The sequence below is a fragment of the Streptomyces sp. NPDC058877 genome (assembly GCF_042742855.1).
GTDB lineage: Bacteria > Actinomycetota > Actinomycetes > Streptomycetales > Streptomycetaceae > Streptomyces.
Window position 1 is genome coordinate 1 of record NZ_JBHYMF010000130.1, and the last position, 20,299, is coordinate 20,299.

The 20,299-nt window shown below is 73.4% G+C and carries 17 protein-coding genes; 12 read left to right on the forward strand and 5 right to left on the reverse strand.

The window, feature by feature from the left end:
* The first annotated feature begins 35 nt into the window (after positions 1 to 35).
* From ACFW2Y_RS25350 to ACFW2Y_RS25360, 3 genes are read left to right on the forward strand one after another with little or no spacing between them, the layout of a single operon-like run.
* Positions 36 to 1,001 carry a carbohydrate ABC transporter permease gene (locus ACFW2Y_RS25350; protein WP_384883568.1) on the forward strand — a complete coding sequence of 322 codons (966 nt, stop codon included), beginning with the start codon at positions 36 to 38 and terminating at the stop codon, positions 999 to 1,001.
* Entirely contained in the window at positions 998 to 1,864 is an 867-nt protein-coding gene (locus ACFW2Y_RS25355; RefSeq protein ID WP_384883522.1) for a carbohydrate ABC transporter permease, read from the forward strand. Before ACFW2Y_RS25350 ends, ACFW2Y_RS25355 begins: the two co-directional genes overlap by 4 nt.
* Before the next feature lie 52 nt (positions 1,865 to 1,916).
* Complete coding sequence (locus tag ACFW2Y_RS25360) at positions 1,917 to 3,320, forward strand: GH1 family beta-glucosidase (protein ID WP_384883525.1); 1,404 nt, start codon at positions 1,917 to 1,919, stop codon at positions 3,318 to 3,320.
* Positions 3,321 to 3,382: 62 nt separating this feature from the next.
* Here ACFW2Y_RS25360 and ACFW2Y_RS25365 read toward each other — a convergent pair whose 3' ends face one another.
* Both ACFW2Y_RS25365 and ACFW2Y_RS25370 read right to left on the reverse strand, forming a co-directional pair.
* Positions 3,383 to 4,774 carry a carbohydrate-binding protein gene (locus ACFW2Y_RS25365; RefSeq protein ID WP_384883528.1) on the reverse strand — a complete coding sequence of 464 codons (1,392 nt, stop codon included), beginning with the start codon at positions 4,772 to 4,774 and terminating at the stop codon, positions 3,383 to 3,385.
* 127 nt (positions 4,775 to 4,901) lie between these two features.
* Positions 4,902 to 5,852: a LysR family transcriptional regulator gene (locus ACFW2Y_RS25370; protein ID WP_384883531.1), complete on the reverse strand. Its 951-nt coding sequence runs from the start codon at positions 5,850 to 5,852 to the stop codon at positions 4,902 to 4,904.
* 116 nt (positions 5,853 to 5,968) lie between these two features.
* Between ACFW2Y_RS25370 and ACFW2Y_RS25375 the strand changes: the two genes are divergently transcribed.
* Positions 5,969 to 7,306 carry a hypothetical protein gene (locus tag ACFW2Y_RS25375; protein WP_384883533.1) on the forward strand — a complete coding sequence of 446 codons (1,338 nt, stop codon included), beginning with the start codon at positions 5,969 to 5,971 and terminating at the stop codon, positions 7,304 to 7,306.
* Positions 7,307 to 7,473: 167 nt separating this feature from the next.
* On the opposite strand, the gene ACFW2Y_RS25380 is transcribed toward ACFW2Y_RS25375, so the two are convergent.
* Positions 7,474 to 8,208, reverse strand: coding sequence for a TetR/AcrR family transcriptional regulator (locus ACFW2Y_RS25380; protein WP_384883536.1), 735 nt, complete (start codon positions 8,206 to 8,208; stop codon positions 7,474 to 7,476).
* A gap of 92 nt (positions 8,209 to 8,300) precedes the next feature.
* Between ACFW2Y_RS25380 and ACFW2Y_RS25385 the strand changes: the two genes are divergently transcribed.
* Positions 8,301 to 9,935, forward strand: a complete 1,635-nt coding sequence (locus ACFW2Y_RS25385; RefSeq protein WP_384883539.1) for an amidohydrolase — start codon at positions 8,301 to 8,303, stop codon at positions 9,933 to 9,935.
* A gap of 48 nt (positions 9,936 to 9,983) precedes the next feature.
* Here ACFW2Y_RS25385 and ACFW2Y_RS25390 read toward each other — a convergent pair whose 3' ends face one another.
* Complete coding sequence (locus ACFW2Y_RS25390; RefSeq protein ID WP_384883542.1) at positions 9,984 to 11,048, reverse strand: LacI family DNA-binding transcriptional regulator; 1,065 nt, start codon at positions 11,046 to 11,048, stop codon at positions 9,984 to 9,986.
* A gap of 130 nt (positions 11,049 to 11,178) precedes the next feature.
* Between ACFW2Y_RS25390 and ACFW2Y_RS25395 the strand changes: the two genes are divergently transcribed.
* From ACFW2Y_RS25395 to ACFW2Y_RS25415, 5 genes are read left to right on the forward strand one after another with little or no spacing between them, the layout of a single operon-like run.
* Positions 11,179 to 12,816, forward strand: a complete 1,638-nt coding sequence (locus tag ACFW2Y_RS25395; RefSeq protein WP_384883545.1) for an ABC transporter substrate-binding protein — start codon at positions 11,179 to 11,181, stop codon at positions 12,814 to 12,816.
* A complete protein-coding gene (locus ACFW2Y_RS25400; protein WP_384883548.1) occupies positions 12,813 to 13,766 on the forward strand; it encodes an ABC transporter permease in 954 nt (317 codons plus the stop codon). The genes ACFW2Y_RS25395 and ACFW2Y_RS25400 overlap by 4 nt, the downstream gene beginning before the upstream one ends.
* Positions 13,763 to 14,632 carry an ABC transporter permease gene (locus ACFW2Y_RS25405; RefSeq protein WP_384883551.1) on the forward strand — a complete coding sequence of 290 codons (870 nt, stop codon included), beginning with the start codon at positions 13,763 to 13,765 and terminating at the stop codon, positions 14,630 to 14,632. Before ACFW2Y_RS25400 ends, ACFW2Y_RS25405 begins: the two co-directional genes overlap by 4 nt.
* Before the next feature lie 5 nt (positions 14,633 to 14,637).
* Positions 14,638 to 15,639, forward strand: coding sequence for an ABC transporter ATP-binding protein (locus ACFW2Y_RS25410; protein ID WP_384883554.1), 1,002 nt, complete (start codon positions 14,638 to 14,640; stop codon positions 15,637 to 15,639).
* Positions 15,636 to 16,436 (forward strand): ABC transporter ATP-binding protein, encoded by an 801-nt coding sequence (locus ACFW2Y_RS25415; protein WP_384883557.1) that lies wholly within the window; start codon positions 15,636 to 15,638, stop codon positions 16,434 to 16,436. The genes ACFW2Y_RS25410 and ACFW2Y_RS25415 overlap by 4 nt, the downstream gene beginning before the upstream one ends.
* Positions 16,437 to 16,593: 157 nt before the next feature.
* On the opposite strand, the gene ACFW2Y_RS25420 is transcribed toward ACFW2Y_RS25415, so the two are convergent.
* Positions 16,594 to 18,108 carry an alpha/beta hydrolase gene (locus tag ACFW2Y_RS25420; RefSeq protein ID WP_384883560.1) on the reverse strand — a complete coding sequence of 505 codons (1,515 nt, stop codon included), beginning with the start codon at positions 18,106 to 18,108 and terminating at the stop codon, positions 16,594 to 16,596.
* 144 nt (positions 18,109 to 18,252) lie between these two features.
* Here ACFW2Y_RS25420 and ACFW2Y_RS25425 point away from each other — a divergent pair, with 144 nt between their 5' ends.
* Positions 18,253 to 19,185, forward strand: coding sequence for a MerR family transcriptional regulator (locus ACFW2Y_RS25425; RefSeq protein ID WP_384883562.1), 933 nt, complete (start codon positions 18,253 to 18,255; stop codon positions 19,183 to 19,185).
* Between the two features lie 141 nt (positions 19,186 to 19,326).
* Entirely contained in the window at positions 19,327 to 20,178 is an 852-nt protein-coding gene (locus tag ACFW2Y_RS25430; RefSeq protein ID WP_384883565.1) for a VOC family protein, read from the forward strand.
* Positions 20,179 to 20,299: the final 121 nt, after the last annotated feature.

Consider the following 20,299-nt stretch of genomic DNA (forward strand, 5'->3'; position numbering starts at 1 on the left):
CCCCGACCCACCCCCCAGGAACCGAAGGGCCGACCGTGACCCTCACCGCACCGCAGGCGCCGGCCGCACCGCCGCGCGCCGCCCCGCCGCCCCGACCGGGCCCCGTCCGGCGGGCCTGGCGGACGATCTCGCCGTACGCCTACCTCGCCCCGTTCTTCACCCTGTTCGCCGCCTTCGGCCTCTTCCCCCTGCTCTACACCGCCTTCGTCTCCCTGTACCGGGTGGAGCTCCAGGCTCCCGGCGACATGGAGTGGCGCGGCATCGGCAACTACACGGCGCTCCTCGGCGACGAGTACTTCTGGATCGCGCTGCGCAACACGTTCACCATCGGCGTCCTCTCCACCGTGCCGCAGTTGGTGATGGCCCTCGGGCTCGCACACCTGCTGAACTACCGGATGCGCGGACGCACGTTCCTGCGGACCGCGGTCCTGCTTCCGTACGCGACCTCGGTGGCCGCCGCCACCCTCGTCTTCGCCCAGCTCTTCGGCCGGGACTTCGGGCTCGTCAACTACGCCCTCGGTCTGATCGGCATCGACCCCGTCGACTGGCAGAACGACACGGTCGCCTCGCAGATCGCGGTGTCGACGGTCGTCATCTGGCGCTGGACCGGCTACAACGCGCTGATCTACCTCGCCGGCATGCAGTCGATCCCCGACGAGCTGTACGAGGCAGCCGCCATGGACGGCGCCTCGCGCTGGAGGCAGTTCCTCCACGTCACGCTGCCGGGGCTGCAGCCCACGATCCTGTTCACCATCATCGTCTCGACGATCGGCGCGACGCAGCTCTTCGGCGAGCCCCTGCTCCTCGAAGGGTCGATTTCCGGCGGCATCTCCCACCAGTACCAGACCCTCGGCCTCTACATGTACGAGCAGGGCTGGGGCTTCTTCCACCTCGGGCGGGCAGCCGCCATCGCCTGGGTGATGTTCCTGCTGATCGTGGTGCTCGTCGGGATCAACACCCTGATCGTGCGCCGCCGTTCCCGCAAGGAGGCCGGCCGATGACCGCGCCCACCCGGTCGGCGCGGCGCGGGCCCTCACGGGCCGGCCGCACCCTGCACGCCGGACCGCTCGCCCGTGCGATCCTGATCCTCGCCGTCCTGCTCTCGGCCTTCCCCTTCTACTGGACGATCGTTGCCGCGAGCCGCTCCAACGCCGACCTGGCCCAGGTCCCACCGGCCCTCCTGCCCGGAGCGCGCCTCATGGGCAACTTCGAAGCGGTCCTCGAAGAGGCGGACATCGGCAAGGCACTGTTGAACTCGCTGCTGGTTTCCGGCTCGATCACCCTGGGCACGGTCCTGTGCTGCACCCTCGCCGGCTTCGCCTTCGCCAAGCTGCGCTTCCGCGGCCGCGGTGCGCTGCTCGCGGTCACCGTGGGCACCATGATGATTCCGCCGCAGCTGGGCGTGATCCCGCTGTTCATGCTGATCGCCGAGCTCGGCTGGGTGAACCAGCTGCAGTCGGTGATCCTGCCGGGCCTGGTGTCGGCGTTCGGCGTGTTCTTCATGCGGCAGTACCTGGTGCAGTCCCTGCCCGACGAGCTGATCGAAGCAGCACGCGTCGACGGGGCGTCCACCGCACGGATCTTCTGGGCGATCGTGGTGCCGATCGCCCGGCCCGGGATGGCCGTGCTCGGTCTGCTGACCTTCATGGCCGCCTGGAACGACTTCTTCTGGCCCGTCGTCGCCCTCTCCTCCTCCGAGCCCACCGTCCAGGTCGCGCTGCGCCAGCTCGGCGGCGGTTACGTCCACGACCAGTCCGTGATCATGGCCGGCACGCTGCTCGGCACCCTGCCCGTGCTCCTCGTCTTCGGCCTCCTCGGCCGGCAGATCGTCGGCGGGATCATGCAGGGCGCGGTCAAGGGCTGACAGCCGTCCCTCCTCCTTCTCCAGACCTCTCACCGCAGGGAGCTCCCCCTCCATGACCGCGCTCGACACCCACACCGACGTCACGGCCGTCCACCGCTTCCCCGAAGGCTTCCGGTGGGGCACCGCCACGGCCGCCTACCAGATCGAAGGAGCCGCTGCCGAAGACGGTCGCACCCCCTCCATCTGGGACACCTTCAGTCGTACGCCCGGCAAGGTGCGCAACGGCGACACCGGCGACATCGCCGCCGACCACTACCACCGGGTCGACGAGGACGTCGCCCTGATGCAGCGCCTCGGAGTGACCGACTACCGGTTCTCCATCGCCTGGCCCCGGGTCCAGCCCACCGGCCGCGGACCAGCCGTCCGCAAGGGCCTGGACTTCTACCGGCGGCTCACCGACGCGCTCCTGGAAGCGGGCATCCGGCCCGTGGCGACGCTCTACCACTGGGACCTGCCGCAGGAGTTGGAGGACGCGGGCGGTTGGCCGCACCGGGACACCGCGTACCGGTTCGCCGAGTACGCGGACATCATGGCCGACGCCCTCGGCGACCGGGTGACGACCTGGACCACGCTCAACGAACCCTGGTGCGCGGCCTTCCTGGGCTACGGCAACGGCGTGCACGCCCCGGGCCGCACCAGCGACCTCGCCGCGCTGCGCGCAGCGCACCACCTCAACCTGGCGCACGGCCTGGCGGCCCGCGCGCTGCGCGGGGCGCTGCCCGGGACGGCGGAGGTGTCCCTGACGCTGAACCTCCACGTGGTACGCGCCCTTTCGGGGGCCCCCGAGGACCTGGACGCGGCACGCCGGATCGACGCGGTCGGGAACCGGATCTTCCTCGACCCCGTCTTCCACGGTCGGCTCCCCGAGGACCTGGTCCGGGACACCGCCTCCGTCACGGACTGGTCCTTCGTCCGGGACGGGGACCTGGAGACGGCAGCCGCGCCGATCGACTCGCTGGGCATCAACTACTACTCGCCCGCCGTGGTCGCCGCCGGCAGCTCCGGGTCGCCCTCCCCGTGGGCGGGCGCCGAGCGGCACGTGCGCTTCGAGCCCGCCCCCGGGCCGCTCACGGCCATGGACTGGCCGGTGGACGCGAGCGGCCTGTACGAGCTCCTGGTGCGGCTGCGCGACGAGCTGCCGGACGTACCGCTCGTGATCACGGAGAACGGAGCGGCGTACGACGACTACGCCGACCCCTCGGGAAACGTGAAGGACCCGGAGCGGGTGGACTACCTGCGCGCGCACCTGGAGGCGGTGCACCGGGCCCTCGGGGCCGGTGTCGACGTGCGGGGCTACTTCCTGTGGTCGCTGCTCGACAACTTCGAGTGGGCATACGGGTACAGCAAGCGCTTCGGCATCGTCCACGTGGACTTCGCCACGCAGCGCAGGACCTTGAAGGACAGTGCGCGCTGGTACGCGGACGTCATCGCCCGGGGCGGCCTGGGGACGGACTGACGGCGTCCGGGGCGCCGTGCCCCCCTCTGGGTCACGGCGCCCCGTTCCTCATCCGAACCGGGTCACATGCGCTGCCACAGGGCGGGGACGTTCGGCGGTTCCCAGCCGGTCTGGGCCTGGTGGCCCTGGATGCAGCGGTAGCTCGCACCGCCGTACGTCACCACGTCACCGGCCGTGTAGACCTTGCCCGCCGCCCAGGTGCCGCCGGGCTCCGGGTCGCCGGGTCCGGGGCCCGGGTCGCTTCCGGTGGTCCGCAGGGTGAGGCCGTAGTTCTGCAGCAGCGGGTTGAGCGGCTGGAAGAAGGTCGTGCCACCGCTGGAGCAGTTGCCGGAGCCTCCGGAAGTGACGCCCTGCGCCTGGCTTCCGGAGATGTAGGAGCCTCCGGAGTCGCCCGGCTCCGCACACACCGTGGTACGGGTCACGCCCGAGATCGTGCCTTCGGGGTAGGTGACGCTGGTGTTGTGCTGCTGCACGGTCCCGCAGTGCCAGCCGGTGGTGGAGCCGGAGCGGCAGATGGAGGCGCCGACCGGCTGCAGGACCGATCCGGTCACCTGGACGTTCGCGCCGCCGGCCCCCTTCACGTACGGGGTGGACGTCCAACTGCTGTTGGCGGCCACCCAGGCCATGTCGTTGCCGGGGAAGATCGAGCCCTGGAAACTGCCCTGGGACACCTGGTTGAAACCGCTGGTGGTGGTGCCCGCACGGCCGCAGTGACCCGCCGTGGCGAAGCCCTGGGTGGTGCCCCGGGTGACGGCGAAGCCGACCGAGCAACGGCCGCCGCCGCCCATGTAGTACGCGTCGCCGCCCCGGATGTCGTACAGCGGGCGGGGCGCCTCGGAGGTGCTGACGACGCGCACCAGGTCGCGGGGGACGCCGGTGGCGGCGACGAGCCGCGCTCCGGCACCGGCCTTCGTCTCCTCGACGACCAGGACGTTGGCCCGGACGTCGACGTACCGGACGGGGGCCTCGGCGGTGGCGGCCCGGTCGAGGGCCTCCTTCGCCCGCTCCAGGGAGGTCAGACCGTGCGTCACGAGCCGGGCCTTCGCGCCCGTGGCCCGTATCGCAGCCGCGTCGGCGGGGCGGGTGGTGGCGACGGTGAGGGTGCCGGCCTCGGCTCCGTCCACCCAGGCGCCCGCGAAGGCGGCGCCCAGGCCCTGGCGGAGCCGGGCGGCGGTGGCTCCGGCCTCGGCCTCGTTGGCAAGCCTGGTGAGGGCCTGGGTCCGGGTCAGACCGAGGTCCCGCTGCATGGCCCGGAGGACCTCGGGCTGGGCGGCGGCGGCACCGAGCGCTTGGGCGGCGGACTTGGGCGCGGGGGCGGCGGTCCGCACGGTGGACGGCGGTGTGAGGTCGCTCGGTTGCGGGGCCGCGCCGGCGGACCCGGACTGGAGGCCGGCCAGTGCCATTCCGGCGGCGGCCAGCACGGTACACGCCGCGCGGGCGTGTCGTCGGAGCATGAGTGTCTCCTCGGTTCTCGGTGGGGGATCTGCGAGAACCGTAGGGAGCCCCGCGGGGCCGCGGCAGTTGTCGGTCGGCCCCTGCCACCGCGTTATGCCCGGGCGGCGGGTGCTGGTGCCGCCGCCTTCACCGCGGGCTGCCCTCGGGCCTGGGCTCGACCGTCGCCGTCCGGCCGGCGCTGCGGGTGAGCGCCTCGCCGTGGGCGGCCCGGGTGTGGCCGAGCACGGCGGTGGCCCGGCCCGCCGCACGGCCCTCCGGATGCCAGCCCAACAGGTGTCGCCACACCAGGGGGGCGCCGGTCAGCGGCCGGGCCACCAGGCCGGGGGTGGCGGGGAAGGTGGCCCGGCACAGTCCGACGGCCCGGCCGACCTGGACCAGGTGCACGCAGGAGGCGGTGTCCGTCTCGTACACGCAGGCCGGGGTGAAGCCGGCCCGGACGCACGCTGCCGCGAAGCAGTCGCCGAAGCAGCCGTCGCCGGGCACGTCGGTCCAGGCCTCCGCCGCGAGTTCGGCCAGGTCGATCTCGGCGCGGGGGGCGAGCGGATGGTCGGCCGCCAGCATCACGTGCACGGGGTCGCGGGCCACCTCCGCCCAGGTCAGCCGGCCCTCCTCGGGCGGGCGGCTCTCGCCGCAGACCCCCACCAGGGCGAAGTCCAGTCTGCCGCTGGTGACCCCACAGGCGATCTCGCGCTCCGACCAGGAGGTGTGGGTGGTCACCGGGGCTCCGGGGTCCGTGCGGGCGATCCGGTCGACGAGGCTGCCGAGCAGCGGACCGTGCGTGCTGCCCAGTCGGTAGCCCTCCGCTCCGGAACGGGCGAAGCGCACCGCCTCCTCTTGGAGTTCGCACACGGCGGGCAGCACCACTCGGGCCCGATCGAGGACGAGGTCGCCCAGCGGGGTGGCCCGGACGCCCTCGCGTCCCCGCTCGAACAACGCCCCGCCGAGGGCCCGCTCGATCCGCTTCAGCTGTGCGCTGAGCGCGGGCTGCGCCAGCCCCAGTGCGGTCGCGGCACGGGTGAGACTCCCCGCGTCCGCAATGGCCCGGATCGTCTTGAGGTGCCTCAACTCCAAGTCCATGTGAAGAGCTTGACGCGCCTCGCCAAGGAGGTCCAGACCAACGGATCGGGTACTGGGATAGTCTGCTGGCCCTTCGGAACGGGTGCCCGATCTCTTCAGTGGAGCGAGCGAGACAGATGACCGAACTGTGCCGGACGTACCTGGACGAGTGCCTGCGCGGGGACCGCGGGCTCGCGACGGCCGTCGCGCGGACCGAGCTGCCCCCGGCCTTCGAAGAGGCCTGGCGCCCGCACCTGCTGCCCCGGCCCTGGTTCGTCCGGGAATCGGAAGCCGCCTCGTTCGCGAAGGACCTGGAGGGCCTCTTCGACCTCCTGCTCTCCCTGCCGGACCGGCTCTTCGACGGGGACACCGAGCGGTACGCGGCGGAGTTGGGGCTCGACGAGGAGCTGGTGGCGCTGCTGCGGAGGGCCGGGTCGGGCCTCCCCGCCAAACTCGGCCGCGCCGACGCGTACCACGACGGCACCGCGTACAAGCTCCTGGAGTTCAACCTCGGCAGTGAGGTCGGCGGACTCGACATGGACGTCCTCGACCGGGCTTTGCTGCGGGTGCCCGGGTTCGCCGGCTTCGCACGCGAACACCGCCTCGGACACGTCGACATCGCCGCTCGGATGGCTGCCGTCCTGCGCGACCGGGCCCGGCCCGTGCTGTCCGGCGGGGCGGAGCCGGTGATCGGACTGATCGAGGGGCGCGGCGGTGTCGGCCCGTACGGACGGTTGATGCGCGCGACCCAGGAGGCCATGGCCGAGCAGGGCCTCGACCTGCGGATCGGCGAGATCGGCGAGGTGCGGGCGCGTGCCGACGGGAAGCTCACCCTGCACGGCACGCCGCTCGATCTGGTGCTGCGGAACTTCGCGGCGAGCCAGCTGCTCGACGACCCCGGGGGGCCGGAGGTCGCGGAGCCCTTCTTCCGTGCCCACGAGGCGGGCAGGACCGTGTTGTTCACGTCCTTGGAGAGCGGCCTCTACTCCCACAAGGGCGCGCTCTCCCTGCTCTCGGACCCGCAGTGGGACGGCGCCTTCGACGCCGCGGAGCGGTCCCTGATCGACCGGGTGCTGCCGTGGAGCCGTACGCTGCGGGCCTCCGGGCCGGCCGGGCTGATCGACCTGTGCCGGGAGCGGCGAACGCGACTGATCCTCAAGCCGGGGGCCGGGTACGGCGGCCTGGACGCCTTCGTCGGCTGGGAATGCACCGATGCCGAGTGGGGGGAGGCCCTGCGCCACGCGGTGGAGAGCGGGGGTTACGTGGCTCAGGAGCGGGTGGTGCCACGGCCCGAGCCCGTGTACGACCCGGCGACCGGCGCCGTGGAGGACTGGATCGCGGCACTGGGGTTCTTCCTCACCGACGGGGGCTACGCGGGTGCGCACGCACGGGCCAACCGGGCGGGCGGCGGCGCGATCGTCGGAATGAGCAGCAATCCGGACACGCGGATGGCGGGGGTGTTCACCCACCCCTGACGGGGGTTACCCGGCGGTGCCCGCTCGTCTCCGGCGGATCCGGCACGACCGGGGCGGGACCGCCGATGGGTTCCCTCCTTCTTCCCCGGCCCCGCTCCGGGCTTCTCCCCCTCGCGCCGCGGTCGGCTTCCGGCGCGACCGTGACCGGGGTCGCGCCGGTCCCTGCGTCACGCGGGGCCGGCCGGAGCCCCCGGCAAGGGCGTGGTGCCCGGTTGCAGTGCGGCCACCGCGCCGAGCAACAGTTCCAGGGCGAACGGGTACCCGCTGTCGCGCATCTCGGCAGCGAGCAGCGGGAAGGTCGCCGCGACGTTCGGGTGGCTGTCGGGCGGGAGTCGACCGTACACGGCGTGCCAGACCTCCGCCTCCTTCTCCCGGGCGGCCGGCGGCAGGGCGAGTGCGGCGGCGTCCTGGGCGGCGAAGGCGAGGGCCTGGTCGACGAAGGCGTGGTAGATCCGCACGGCGAGGCCGTCCGGGAAACCGGCGGAACGGAGGACGCCGAGGATCCGTTCGACGGCCCGGGTCTCGTGCGGCCGTCCGGTGGTGCGATGGGCCACGAGCGCCGCCACCCGGGGGTTGGCCTGGTAGCAGCGGTGGATGCGCAGGCCCAGCTCGCGCAGATCGGCGCGCCAGTCGCCGGTGGCCGACCAGCCCTCCTGCGCACGGCCGATCATCTCGTCGGCGACGGCGAGGAGCAGGGCGTCGGTGTTCCTGAAGTAGCGGTAGAGGGCGGTGGGGTCGGCGCCGAGCGCGGCGCCCAGCCTCCGTACCGAGAGGGCATCGGCACCGTGCTGTGCGATCAGCCGCAGCGCCGTCTCGACGATGAGCCCCTCCGAGAGGACCGCGCCCTGCTTGGTGGGGCGGCGGCGTCGTCTGTTGCCTTCGGGGACCACGCGTTCGGACATGGCGGGCACCTTACGTCAACACCATTGACCTGTAAACGGCCCGCCGGGTTCGATGGCGCCCGTCAACCGCCACCACATGCTCTGGAGCTCCCATGGTCACGGCCGATCTCGTCTTCACCCGTGGTCCCGTCTTCACCGCGGACCCGGCCCGCACCCGGGCGACCTCCCTCGCCGTCGTCGGCGAGCGGATCGCAGCCGTCGGCCACGACGAGGTGCGGGACCTCGTCGGACCGGCCACGGAAGTGGTCGACCTGACGGGGAAGCTGCTGCTGCCGGGCTTCCAGGACGCGCACGTCCACGCGGTCTCCGGCGGAAAGGAGTTGGCGGAGTGCGACCTCGCCGGCACGGTCGGCGTCCGGGAGTACCTCGAACTGGTCCACCGGTACGCGGACGCCCACCCCGACCGTGCGTGGATCACCGGTGGCGGCTGGTCGATGGAGAGTTTCGACGGCGGACTGCCCACCCGGCAACTGCTCGACTCCGTCGTCCCGGACCGACCGGTCCTGCTGTCCAACCGGGACCATCACGGAGCCTGGGTCAACACCCGGGCCCTGGAGCTCGCGGGCCTCACCGCCGACACCCCCGATCCCGCCGACGGCCGGATCGAGCGGGAGGCGGACGGCTCGCCCAGCGGCATGCTCCAGGAGGGTGCGATCGAGCTGGTCGCCCGGCTGTTGCCGGAAACCACGCCGGAGGAACGGCTGGCCGCTCTGCTGCGGGCACAGAAGCTGCTGCACTCGCTGGGCATCACGGCCTGGCAGGACGCACTGCTCGGTTCCTTCGGTGGGATGACGGACCCGTCGGAGGCGTACCGGACGGCCGCCGACGACGGATCGCTGACCGCCCGGGTGACCGGTGCGCTGTGGTGGGACCGGGAGCGGGGCGCCGAACAGATACCCGAACTGGTCGCCCGGCGGGAGAAGTGGAGCGGGGGGCGGTTTCGAGCAGGCTCGGTGAAGATCATGCAGGACGGCATCGCGGAGAACTTCACCGCCGCCCTGACCTCCCCCTACCTGGACGGCTGCGGCTGCGCCACCGCCAACAGCGGTCTCAGCTTCGTCGATCCGGAAGCCCTGCGGGGGTACGTGACCGAGTTGGACGCCCTGGACTTCCAGGTCCATTTCCACGCCCTGGGCGACCGGGCCGTCCGGGAGGCCCTGGACGCGCTGGAGGCCGCGATCGCCGCCAACGGGCGCCGGGGCAACCGCCACCACCTGGCCCACCTCCAGGTCGTCCACCCCGCGGACCTGAAGCGCTTCGCCGCGCTCGGCGCGATCGCCAACGTCCAGCCGCTGTGGGCCGCGCACGAGCCGCAGATGGACGAGCTGACCATCCCGTTCCTGGGCCCCGAACGCGCTTCCTGGCAGTACCCGTTCGGCGATCTGGTGCGCGCCGGGGCGACCCTCGCCGCGGGCAGCGACTGGCCGGTCAGCAGCCCGAACCCGATCGAGGGCATCCACGTCGCCGTCAACCGCCGGGAGCCCGGGACGACCGAGGAGCGCGTCTTCTTCGCCGAGCAGCGGCTGGACCTCAGCACGGCGCTGGCGGCCTACACCGCGGGCACCGCTCATGTGAACGGCCTCGACGACACCGGAAGCCTGCGCCCCGGTCACCTCGCCGACCTCGTCGTCCTGGACCGGGACGTCCTCACCGGCCCGCCGGAGGAGATCGCCGAGGCCCGGGTCGAGCGGACCTACGTCGGCGGGCGGCTGGTCCACTCGGTCTGACCGGCCCCGGTGTCGCGCCCGCTCCGTCCGACCGTTCCGCCGGCGTCCTCATCCGGCCCGGAGCGACCTCAGCGAGGAGGCCCGGACGTCCAGTCGGGTCGCCACGAGCGTCCCGGCAGGCTCCCGGCGGCCTTGCTCCAGGACCGCGACGAGGTGCTCCACCCCGGCTTCCGCGACCGCCTCGGGCCGGAGGCTCAGCGTGGTCGTCGGCGGGACGGTGTGCAGGGCGGTGGCGTCCTCGCTCACCAGGGCGACCAGCAGATCGTCCGGAACCCGGTACCGGTGGCGGCGCGCCGCCTCCAGGACGAGGGGCGGGCTGGCCTCGGCGACCACGAAGAGGGCGTCCGGCCGTTCGGCCCCGCCCGGTACGGCGAGGGCGTGCTCGACGGCCTCCACCACCGGTCCGTTGCCGGGCGCGTCGACGCGCACGAGCAACTCCGGCAGGCCGTGCGCAGCACACCAGGCGCGGTGGGCGGCACGGACCTCCAGGTGGAAGCGGGTGCTGCTGTCCGGCACCACGAGCACGGGTCGTCTGGCTCCCTGTCCGTGGAGGTGGTCGAGGACCTCGCGCACGGCGGCGTCCGCGTCGACGTCCACCCAGGAAGCCCCGGCCCTCCCCTCGACGGAGCGGTCGCTGAAGACGGGGATGCCGGCGGCGAGGAGGTGTTCGACGACCGGGTCGTCCGCCACCGGGTCGGCGACGACCACCGCGTCGAGCGACAGGTCGACCCACTCGCTCTGCAGCGTGCCGGCGGGCAGCAGCACCACGGCGTAACCGCGGCGCAGCGAGGTCGCCGCGGTGGCCCCGGTCAGCCGGGCGAAGTACGGCGACTCCAGGAAGGTCCAGGGAGCGTCGGCGAACTCACCGACCACGTATCCGATCAACCGGGCCCGTCCCGCACGCAGCCGGCGCGCGGTGGCGTTGGGCCGGTAGCCCATCCTGCGGGCGGTTTCGCGGGCCCTCTCCCGCACCTCGGGAGAGAGCCTTCCGGTGCCGTTCAGCGCCGCCGAGACGGTCGTCTTGGAGAGGCCCGCTTCGCGGGCCACGTCGACGAGGCGGACGCGCGGGATGGGCGGCGAGGGCTGTCCGCCGTGCCGTGAAGCTTCGGTCATGAAGGTGATGCTGCCACCCTCGCACGCTCTGCAAAACCGTTCCCGCAAAGCCTTGTGCGGGAACGTTCCCGCACCAATACTCGCTCCATCCCCCCGAGCCCGTCACTACACCCGTAAAGGGGTGCGTCCCATGCGCATGCCCAGAACCCTCGCCCTCGTGCTGTGCACCGCCGCCCTCGCAGCCGCCAGCAGCGCCTGTTCGGGAGCCACGAACCCGCCGGCCGGCGGCGGTGCCCCGGACTTCACGGTCTCCCCGACCTCGCCGGCCGCCCGCGGACCGCTGGACTCCTTCACCTGGTCCTTGTACGCGGAGCCGTACACGCTCGACTACGCCCTCGCGTACGACTACCCGCCGAACACCGTGCTCGCCAACGTGTGCGAGCAGCTCCTCCGGGTCACCCCCGACATGAGGATCGAGCCCGGACTCGCCGTGGCCTACGACCGGCCGGACCCGCGCACCCTCGTGTACGCGCTGCGCCCCGGGGTGAGGTTCCACGACGGCACCACCATGACCGCCGACGACGTGGTCGCCTCGCTCACCCGGCAGATGGACCCGAAGACCGGCTCGCCCTGGGCCTCCGCCTTCAAGAACGTCGACGCGATCGAGAAGACCGGCCCCCTGGAGGTGACGGTCCGCCTCAGCAAGCCCGACGTCCTCTTCCACGAGCTGATGGCCGCCTCCCCCGGCACCGTCGTGAGCGCCGCCTCCCTCAAGGAGGCCGGCAAGGACTACGGCACGCCCGGGACCGGACTGAACTGCACCGGCCCCTACGCGCTCGACACCTGGGCGCAGGGCGACAGCATCACCCTCAAGAAGCACACCGCCTACTGGGACGAGGAGCTGGCCCCCGCATCGGATCGGGTGAAGTTCACCTTCGTCGAGGACCCCGCGGCCCGCTCCAACGGCTTCCTCTCCGGCAGCGTCGACGGCGGCTACCTCCTCCCCTCGTCCTCACTCGCCCAACTGCGCTCCAGCGACAAGGGCACGGTGTTCTTCGGGCCCAACACCGCTGCCGCGAACCTCGCCGTCCTGGACTTCCACGGTCCGCTCGGCGAACCCGAGGTCCGCAGGGCGCTGTCCATGGCCCTCGACCGGAAGAACATCATCAGGGCCGCGGCCGGCGGCGTCGGCGTGCCCGCCAAGGCCCCTGCCGCACGCGGCGCCTGGGCGCTCGCCCCCGAGAAGACCGCGCTGCTCTTCGACGCCCTGCCCGAACCGGTGTACGACGTCGCCGCCGCGAAGGAACTCGTCCGGGAAGCCGGGGCGAACGGGCGGACGATCACCCTCGCCACCAGCTCGCTCGCGCCCGAGATCAGCGTCGTGGCCAACGCCGTCCAGGCCGCGGGCCGTCAGATCGGGCTGGACGTCCGGTTGAAGCCGGTCTCCCCCGACGCGTACAGCAGCATCTTCGTCGACCCGAGCGCCCGCACCGGCCTCGACCTGGTCATCACCAACGGCTACGACAACACTCCCGACCCGCTGGAGTTCTACCAGTACCTGCGCACCGGCGACTTCGGGAACTACGGCAACTGGTCGAATCCCGCCTTCGACCTCGCCTTCGACCGCGCCAACTCCGAGCCCGATCCGGTGAAGCGGGCCGAACTCACCGCGAAGCTCCAGCAGATCGCGCTCGACGAGCTACCGGTCATCCCCGTGTACGAGGCGCCCTACTCGGTCTTCCTCGGCGAGCGGATCACCGGCGCACCGACCGGCATCGCCCAGCTCTACTACCCGTGGGCCGCGACGATCGGGGCCAACCGGCGATGACGCGCTACCTCTTCGGACGGTTCCTCGGCCTGGCGGCAGTGCTGCTCGTGGCCTCGCTCGTGGTCTTCGGCTCCGTCCGCCTGGCCCCCGGCGACCCGGTGTCCTTCCTGCTGCACGGCCGCCCCGCGACCCCCGAGACCGTGGCGGCCCTGCGGGCGGAGCACCACCTCGACGATCCGCTGGTCGCCCAGTACGCCCAGTGGCTCGGCGGGGTGCTGAGCGGCGACCTCGGCCGCTCGGCCCAGTACCACCAGGACGTGACCGCCCTCGTCGGTTCCCGACTGCCCGGCACCGCCCTGCTCGTCGGCTACGCCGCCGTGCTCGTCCTGGTGCTCGGGGTCGCGGCAGGCGTCCTCGCCGCCCTGCGCCCCGGCCTCCCCGACCGGATCGTGCTGATCGGCACCGGCGTCGCGACCGCCACTCCCCCGTTCGTCACCGCCATCGCGCTCGTCTCGCTCTTCTCCGTGCGGTTCGGCTGGTTCCCCGGACCGGGCGGCGGCGTCCCGCCGGGCCTGCCCGAGCGGCTCCACCAATTGACGCTCCCCGCCTTCGCCCTGGCACTGTCCTTCGCGGGACTCCTCGCCCGGGTGACCCGCTCGGCCATGCTCGACGAACTCGGACGCGACCACGTCGAGGTGGCGCGGGCCCGGGGCGTCGCGGCCCGCTCGGTGATCCGCCGACACGTGCTGCGCAATGCGCTCGGCCCGGTCGTCACGGTCGGCGGCACCCTGCTCGCCGGACTCATCGTGAGCACCTCGATCGTCGAGACCGCCTTCGACGTCCCCGGACTCGGCTCGCTGCTCGTGCAGTCCGTCACCGCCAAGGACTTCGCCGTCGTGCAGGCGATCACCCTCCTCAGCGTCGCGGCCTTCGTGCTCGTCAACCTCGTCGTCGACCTGCTCGCACCGCTCATCGACCCCCGTCTGTCCCTCGGGGAAGGCTCCTCATGACCTCCACCACCTCCACGGCTCCGTACCGCAGACCGGGGATGCGCGCCCTGCGCCCCCTCGGCCGGGGACCGCTCTTCGCGGTCGCGACCGCGGTCCTCGCCGCGCTCGTCCTGGCCGCTCTGCTCGCCCCCCTCCTCGCCCCGTACGATCCGGAGGCGCTCGACCTGTCGGCGAGCCTGGTCGGAACCACCGGTGACCACCTGCTCGGGACCGATCAGTCGGGCCGCGACGTGCTGTCCCGGTTGATCCACGGCGCCCGCACGGGGCTCCTCGGGCCGCTGCTCGTCGTCGGCGTCTCCACGCTCTCGGGCACCTTCCTGGGCGTGTTGGCCGCCTGGCGGGGCGGTTGGGTGGACGCCCTGCTCTCACGCTCCATGGACCTCGTCTTCGCGCTCCCGGGGCTCCTGCTCGCGATCCTCTTGGTGTCGGTCCTCGGTCCGGGGCTCACCGCGCCCGTGCTCGCCATGTCCGTCGCGTACACGCCGTACGTGGGACGGCTCGTGCGGGGCGTGGCACGGCAGGAGAAGGCCAGGCCGTACATCGAGGCGTACCGGGTGCAGGGTTGGTCCGGCTGGACCGTCTGTGTGCGCCGGCTGCTGCCCGGCATCGCCCCGACGGTCTTCGCCCAGTCCGCGATGAACTTCGGATACGCGCTGATGGACCTGGCGGCGCTGTCCTTCCTCGGGTTCGGGGTGCAACCGCCGACCGCCGACTGGGGAGCCATGATCAACGAGGGGCAAGCGGCCGTCCTGCAAGGGGCGATGCTGCCCGCCCTCGCGCCCTCCGCGTGCATCGTGCTCGCGGTGGTGGCGTTCGGCACCGTCGGCGAGGGACTCGCCGACCGGATCGCGAAGCGGGAACGGTGAACACGATGACGACGTCTCCTCCTTCCCCGCCCCCGGGAACCGCACCGGTCCTGGAGATCGACGGGCTCAGCGTGCACCTGGCCGGCGACCGGGCGGCCCGCCCCGTCCTCGACCGGATCGGACTGACGGTACGGCGGGGGGAGACCGTCGGCCTGGTGGGCGAGTCCGGCTCCGGCAAGTCAGTGGCCTGCCGCAGCGTCCTCGGGCTGGTACCGGGAGGTGCCCGCACCGAAGGCGAGGTCCGGGTCGCCGGCCGTGACGTGCTCGCCATGGACCGCGCCGAACTCACCGCACTGCGCACCCGACGGGTCTCCATGGTGTTCCAGGACCCGCGCGCCTCCGTCAACCCGCTGCGCCGGGTGGGCGACTTCCTCACCGAAGGACTCCGCGCGGCGGGAACTCCCGCCGCCGAAGCGACCGTCCGTGCCGAGGAGCTCCTCGACGCGGTCGGCATCCGCGACCCGCGCGGCGCGCTGCGCCGCCGCCCCCACCAGTTCTCCGGCGGCATGCTCCAGCGGGTCGTCATCGCGGCGGCGCTCGCGACCGAGCCGGTCCTCCTCGTCGCCGACGAGCCGACGACCGCCCTCGACGTCACCACCCAGGCCGAGGTCCTCACGCTCCTGGCCCGGCTGCGGGCCGAGCGGGGCACGGGCATGCTCTTCGTCACCCACGACCTGGAGCTGGCCTCGTCCGTCTGCGACCGGGTGTACGTGATGTACGCGGGCAGGATCGTGGAGACCCGGTCCACGGAGGAGTTGTTCGACCGGCCGCGCCATCCGTACACGGCGGGGCTGCTCGCCTCCACCCCCCGCCTCGAACCGGGGTCGCCGGCTCCCCGGCCCGTCCCCGGACGCCCCGTCTCCCTCGCCGAGGCCCCGCCCGGCTGCGCCTTCGCGGCGCGCTGCGTCCATGCCCTGCCGCGCTGCACCGAGGAAGCACCCGCACTCGTACGTCACGGCGACGGGTTCGCCGCCTGCCACCGCGTCGAAGAAGGGATCACGCCATGAGCGTCTCGTCCTGCCCGCCCCGGAAGGGACTGGTCGTCGACGGCCTGCGCAAACGGTACGGGGACCACACGGCGGTCGACGGCGTGTCCTTCGCGCTGGCGCCGGGGACGTCCCTCGCCCTCGTCGGCGGGTCCGGCAGCGGCAAGACGACCACGGTCCGGATGCTCGTCGGCCTGGAGCGCCCGGACGGCGGCACCGTCCACCTGGACGGGCGGGACCGGTCCGGCCCCTTCCGGGGGCGGACCGAGCGGCTCGCCCGGGCACGGGAGATCCAGATGGTCTTCCAGGACCCGTACCTGTCGCTCGACCCCCGGGTGACCGTCTCCGACTGCCTGGAGGAGACCCTGCGCCTCCACTCCGGGCGGGACCTGGCGGGTCGCCGGGCCAGGGTCGCCGAGCTGCTGGAGCAGGTCGGACTCAGCACCCGCGAGGCGTCCTCCCTTCCCCGCGGGCTGTCCGGCGGGCAGCGCCAACGAGTCGCGATCGCAAGGGCGTTGGCCGTGGAGCCCCGGGTCCTCGTCCTGGACGAGGCGGTCGCCGCGCTCGACGTGTCGATCCAGGCCCAGATCCTCGAACTCCTCGGTGCGATCCGTCGCGAGTCGGGGATCGGCTACCTGTTCGTCACCCATGACCTGGCGGTCGTCCGGCACGTCGCGGAGGAGGTCCTGGTCCTGAAGTCCGGCCGGGTCGTGGAGACGGGTCCGACCGCTCGGGTCCTGGACGCACCCGAGGATCCGTACACCCGACTGCTCCTGGACTCCGTGCCGCGGCGCGGCGGGCGCCGGGCCGTCCGGTGACGGACGGGGCGGGCCGGCAGGTCCGTCCGAGGGCGGCGCCGCCGTCACCGCCGGTGCCACGGAGGTAGGCCGGGCAGCCTGCCGGCCCCGGTCACCGCCGCGGGGGGCACGGGCTTCCGGCCCGGGGACCGGACATCGTCCCCGCGCCGGGTCCCGGTCAGCCCGTCAGGTGGGCGTGGACCGCGGCCATCGCCCGTGCCACCACTGCCCGGGACGCATCGGTGGGGTCGACGAGTTCGAAGCCGTGACGGGCGTCCGGTGCGTCGATGACCTCGACCTCCGCCCCGCGCTCCACGGCTGCGGCCAGGAACGCCTCGACGGTCGCTGCGAAGACCGGCTGTTCGAGACCGGCCCGGGTCAGGACGATCGGTGGCCCATCGGCCGTCCCCACGACGTCGACGGGACGGAAGCGGGTGTCCACCGTCCTCCATCCGGACAGCGGCGCCAGGACGGGGTAGTTCGCCGCGAGGCAGCGCAGCCAGGGCGGGGGCGCGGCGAGCCAGTCCGTCGTGAGCAGTCCACCGGCGGAGAAGAACCAGAGCGCGATCCGTTCCCCGTCGACGGCGGGATGGGCCCGCACCACGTCGACGGCCTCGGCGAGGTCCCGGGCGGCCTGCGGGTAGTCCACGAGGTCGTGCAACCGGTGGTCCAGGGTCACGCCGACGATCCCCGTGCTCGCCGCGTAGCGGCCGTATCCCAGGAAGAACGGGGAGTCCCGCGGGGTGGGACGCTGGTCGGGAGCGACGGGCCCGCCGTGGACGAACACCACTGCGGGTCGGGGCCCGTCTGCCTCCGGGAGGTGGAAGTCGACCCGACCGACCCGGTCTCGGGGACGCTCGGGCGGGTCGAGGAGGAAGGGCAAGAGGTGTGACGGCTGCTGGTGCTCGCGCACCGGAGCGGTCAGCCGGCGCCCCCCGCCGGCCGCCGCACGGAGCAGCACATCGGCCAGTTCGGCGGGGGCGGAGAGCATCGGCCAGTGTCCGGTGCCGAGTTCGAAGAAGCGGAACCTCTCCTCTGCGTACGTCTGCATCCGGGGCGGACCCGACTCCATCAGCATCTGGATCAGGTCGATACTCGTCCCGTTGACGGTGCAGAGGATGCCGGTGCTGGGCAGGGCGGAGGCCGCTCCGGTCAGACGGAGCGGCTCCGTGAAGGTGCGTGCCGGTTGGGGCGATGCGAGGCGTTCCAGGCGGTCGAGGGCCTCGGCGGGAATCCCGTGGAGGCTGCCCCAGCGCGACCAGGTGCCGGGGGTCGGCGGCGGGACCCATCCGTCGGCTCCGGCCGGGTCGGCTCCGCCGAGGAGTCGTTCCCGCACGTCGGGATCGGGCACGGAGCGCACGGCCGGCTCGCCGTCCTGCGGGAGGTCGGTGTCCACGGAGACGATCCGGGCGACGCGCCCGGGCCGCCGGTCCGCGGCTCCGAGCACCGGGTGCAGACCGTATCCGTGTCCCACCAGGACCACCTCGGCCGCCTCGATCCGGTCGACGCGCCGAACCACCTCCTCGATGTGGGCCTCCAGGTCGATGCCGGGAGCGGCCCCGGCGGACCGGGCGCCCGTCCCGGTCAGGTCCACGGGATGCGCCTCCGCTCCCGCCTCCGCCAGCCGCGCCGCGGTTTCCTCCCACACCCAGCCTCCGGTGAAGCCGTCCGACACCAGTACGAACGTCGCCATCGCCGTCTCCTCGCCACTCTCGGGGTCGCTCCGCGGCCACGCTAGGAACTCCCCCTGGGGGAGGTTCAAGACGGAGCTCCGCGCACCGGGCGGCAGAATGGGAGGGCCCGAGCGAGTCCGCATCGGCCCAGGGAGGCCCACCTCGTGTTGTCCGACGGTCTGTGGAGCATCGGCGAGCTGGCCGCCCGCGCGGACGTCACCGTCAAGACCGTGCGGTTCTACACGGATCGCGGACTCCTTCCGGAGGCGGGCCGCAGCTCGGGCGGTCACCGGAGGTACGGGGTCGAGGCCCTCGACCGGTTGCGCTTCATCCGGTCCCTGCGCGCCCTTGACCTGCCGGTTCCCGAGGTGGAGCGGGTCCTCGACCGGGGCGGGGCGGACGAGGCGCTGGAGCGGGCCGTGGCCGGCCAGTTGCGGGAGGTGGGCTCCCGGCTGCTCGCCCTGCGGTGGAAGGAGGCCGCGCTGCGGTCCCTCCAGGACTGCGCACCGGACGAGCGCGCGGAGCGGCTGCGGCTGTTCGGCGCCCTGCCCTCCCCACCCAGCACGGATGCGCTGGCCGGGTTCTGGCGCCGGCTCCTGCCGGCCCGGCTGCCGGGGCGGCTGGTGACCCTGGTCCTCGACTCGGTGGTGCCGCTGCTGCCTGAGGAGCCGGTTCCGGACCACGTGCTCGCCTTCGCCCGACTGCACGCGCTGGTCACCGATCCCCGCCTCGGCCTGCCGGGCCTCCGGCCCGCGGCGCCGCTTCCGAACGGCACCTACCGTCCGGCCGTGCTCTACGAGGGGCTCGCCGAGGCCTACGCGCTCTCCTCGGACCAGGTGCGGGCCGGACGGGCGCCGCAGGACGGCGGTGCCCTGGACTGCTTCGTCTCCGCCTACGCGCATGCGTGCGGGGAGTCGGACACCCCGGTCTTCCGCCACCGGCTCGTCGCCCTGCTCGCACGGGACGAGAGTCCCGTGCTCCCCCGCTACTGGAAGCTCGCCACCGGCCTGTTCGCTCCGGGGGAGCCGGCGCTCGGCGCGCTGCACCACCACCTGTCGGTCGCCCTCCGGACCGAGGTGCACGGCCGGCTCCCCTGACACCGGTCGCAGCGGTCCGCCGACCCGCTGCGGCACACCCGGGGGTGTGGTGATCGGAGGCACGTGGGTGAGTGCGCGCTTGCCCGGTGGAGGGGCGGGGAAGGGGCGCACGGCGCAGGCTGGTGTGAGGGCGCGGGCTCGGTGCCCGGCGCGCGGGACGACGAGGAGGTGGTGCCGGTGTCGGCGCCGACGACCGGGAACGCGGTGGGAGCACCGTGCTGGCTCAATCTGTCCACGGGCGACCTGCGGGCGGCCGAGCGCTTCTACGGGGCGGTGCTGGGATGGACGTTCCGGCGGGTCGCCCTCGACGACGCGTACGTGGTGGGCGAGCGGGACGGGGCTCCGGTGGCCGGGATCACCGCGGTGACCGTCGAGCCGGCGGTGCCGGTGGCCTGGACGGTGTTCTTCGCGGTCGACGACGCCGATGCGGCGGTGGCGCGGATCCGGGAGCGCGGCGGCACGGTCGGGGTGGGGCCGATGTCGTATCCGCCGCGGGGGCGGGCGGCGCTCGCGACGGATCTGGAGGGTGCGGCGTTCGGCATCTGGGAGGGGCCACTGGCCTCGCGCTGGCACATGGGCGGACGGCAGGCCCCGGCAGGGCTGGAGCTGCACACCAGCAACGCGTTCGACGCGGCCGTCTTCTACGGCGGGGTGCTGCGCTGGGCCGACGGGAGCCCGGGCTGCTGCGAGGTGTCGTACGAGCACGATCAGGTGGTGCTGCGGCGGGACGGCGAGGCCGTCGCCCGTTTGGACAGCGGCCCGGTCGAATCCACCTCGCCCCGGCCGCAGTCGCGGCCCCGCTGGTTGGTGCGCTTCCGGGTGCCGGATCTGGCGGCGGCCCGGTCAGCGGTCGAGGGGCAGGGCGGATCGGTGGTGCCGGGCGGCGAGTGGGCCGGGGCGCGCCCGGCGGACGGCGCCGACGGGCGGCGGGTGGTGGTCCGGGACCCTGAGGGCGCTCTGTTCACCCTGGAGGCGGAGGACCCGATCGGGTGATCCGCACCGGCCGGGAGGGCGGTGGGGGGGGCCGGCGGGCGGGGGGGGGCCCCCGGCCCCCCCCCGGGGGGCGGCGTGCCCCCCCGTCGCCCGGGGCCGGGGGAGCCCCCCAGGGGCTTAT

Coding starts and splice junctions, on each gene's coding strand:
- ACFW2Y_RS25355 (WP_384883522.1), top strand. CDS start 998: ATGACCGCGCCCACCCGGTCGGCGCGGCGCGGGCCCTCACGGGCCGGC.
- ACFW2Y_RS25360 (WP_384883525.1), top strand. CDS start 1,917: ATGACCGCGCTCGACACCCACACCGACGTCACGGCCGTCCACCGCTTC.
- ACFW2Y_RS25365 (WP_384883528.1), bottom strand. CDS start 4,774: ATGCTCCGACGACACGCCCGCGCGGCGTGTACCGTGCTGGCCGCCGCC.
- ACFW2Y_RS25370 (WP_384883531.1), bottom strand. CDS start 5,852: ATGGACTTGGAGTTGAGGCACCTCAAGACGATCCGGGCCATTGCGGAC.
- ACFW2Y_RS25375 (WP_384883533.1), top strand. CDS start 5,969: ATGACCGAACTGTGCCGGACGTACCTGGACGAGTGCCTGCGCGGGGAC.
- ACFW2Y_RS25380 (WP_384883536.1), bottom strand. CDS start 8,208: ATGTCCGAACGCGTGGTCCCCGAAGGCAACAGACGACGCCGCCGCCCC.
- ACFW2Y_RS25385 (WP_384883539.1), top strand. CDS start 8,301: ATGGTCACGGCCGATCTCGTCTTCACCCGTGGTCCCGTCTTCACCGCG.
- ACFW2Y_RS25390 (WP_384883542.1), bottom strand. CDS start 11,048: ATGACCGAAGCTTCACGGCACGGCGGACAGCCCTCGCCGCCCATCCCG.
- ACFW2Y_RS25395 (WP_384883545.1), top strand. CDS start 11,179: ATGCGCATGCCCAGAACCCTCGCCCTCGTGCTGTGCACCGCCGCCCTC.
- ACFW2Y_RS25400 (WP_384883548.1), top strand. CDS start 12,813: ATGACGCGCTACCTCTTCGGACGGTTCCTCGGCCTGGCGGCAGTGCTG.
- ACFW2Y_RS25405 (WP_384883551.1), top strand. CDS start 13,763: ATGACCTCCACCACCTCCACGGCTCCGTACCGCAGACCGGGGATGCGC.
- ACFW2Y_RS25410 (WP_384883554.1), top strand. CDS start 14,638: ATGACGACGTCTCCTCCTTCCCCGCCCCCGGGAACCGCACCGGTCCTG.
- ACFW2Y_RS25415 (WP_384883557.1), top strand. CDS start 15,636: ATGAGCGTCTCGTCCTGCCCGCCCCGGAAGGGACTGGTCGTCGACGGC.
- ACFW2Y_RS25420 (WP_384883560.1), bottom strand. CDS start 18,108: ATGGCGACGTTCGTACTGGTGTCGGACGGCTTCACCGGAGGCTGGGTG.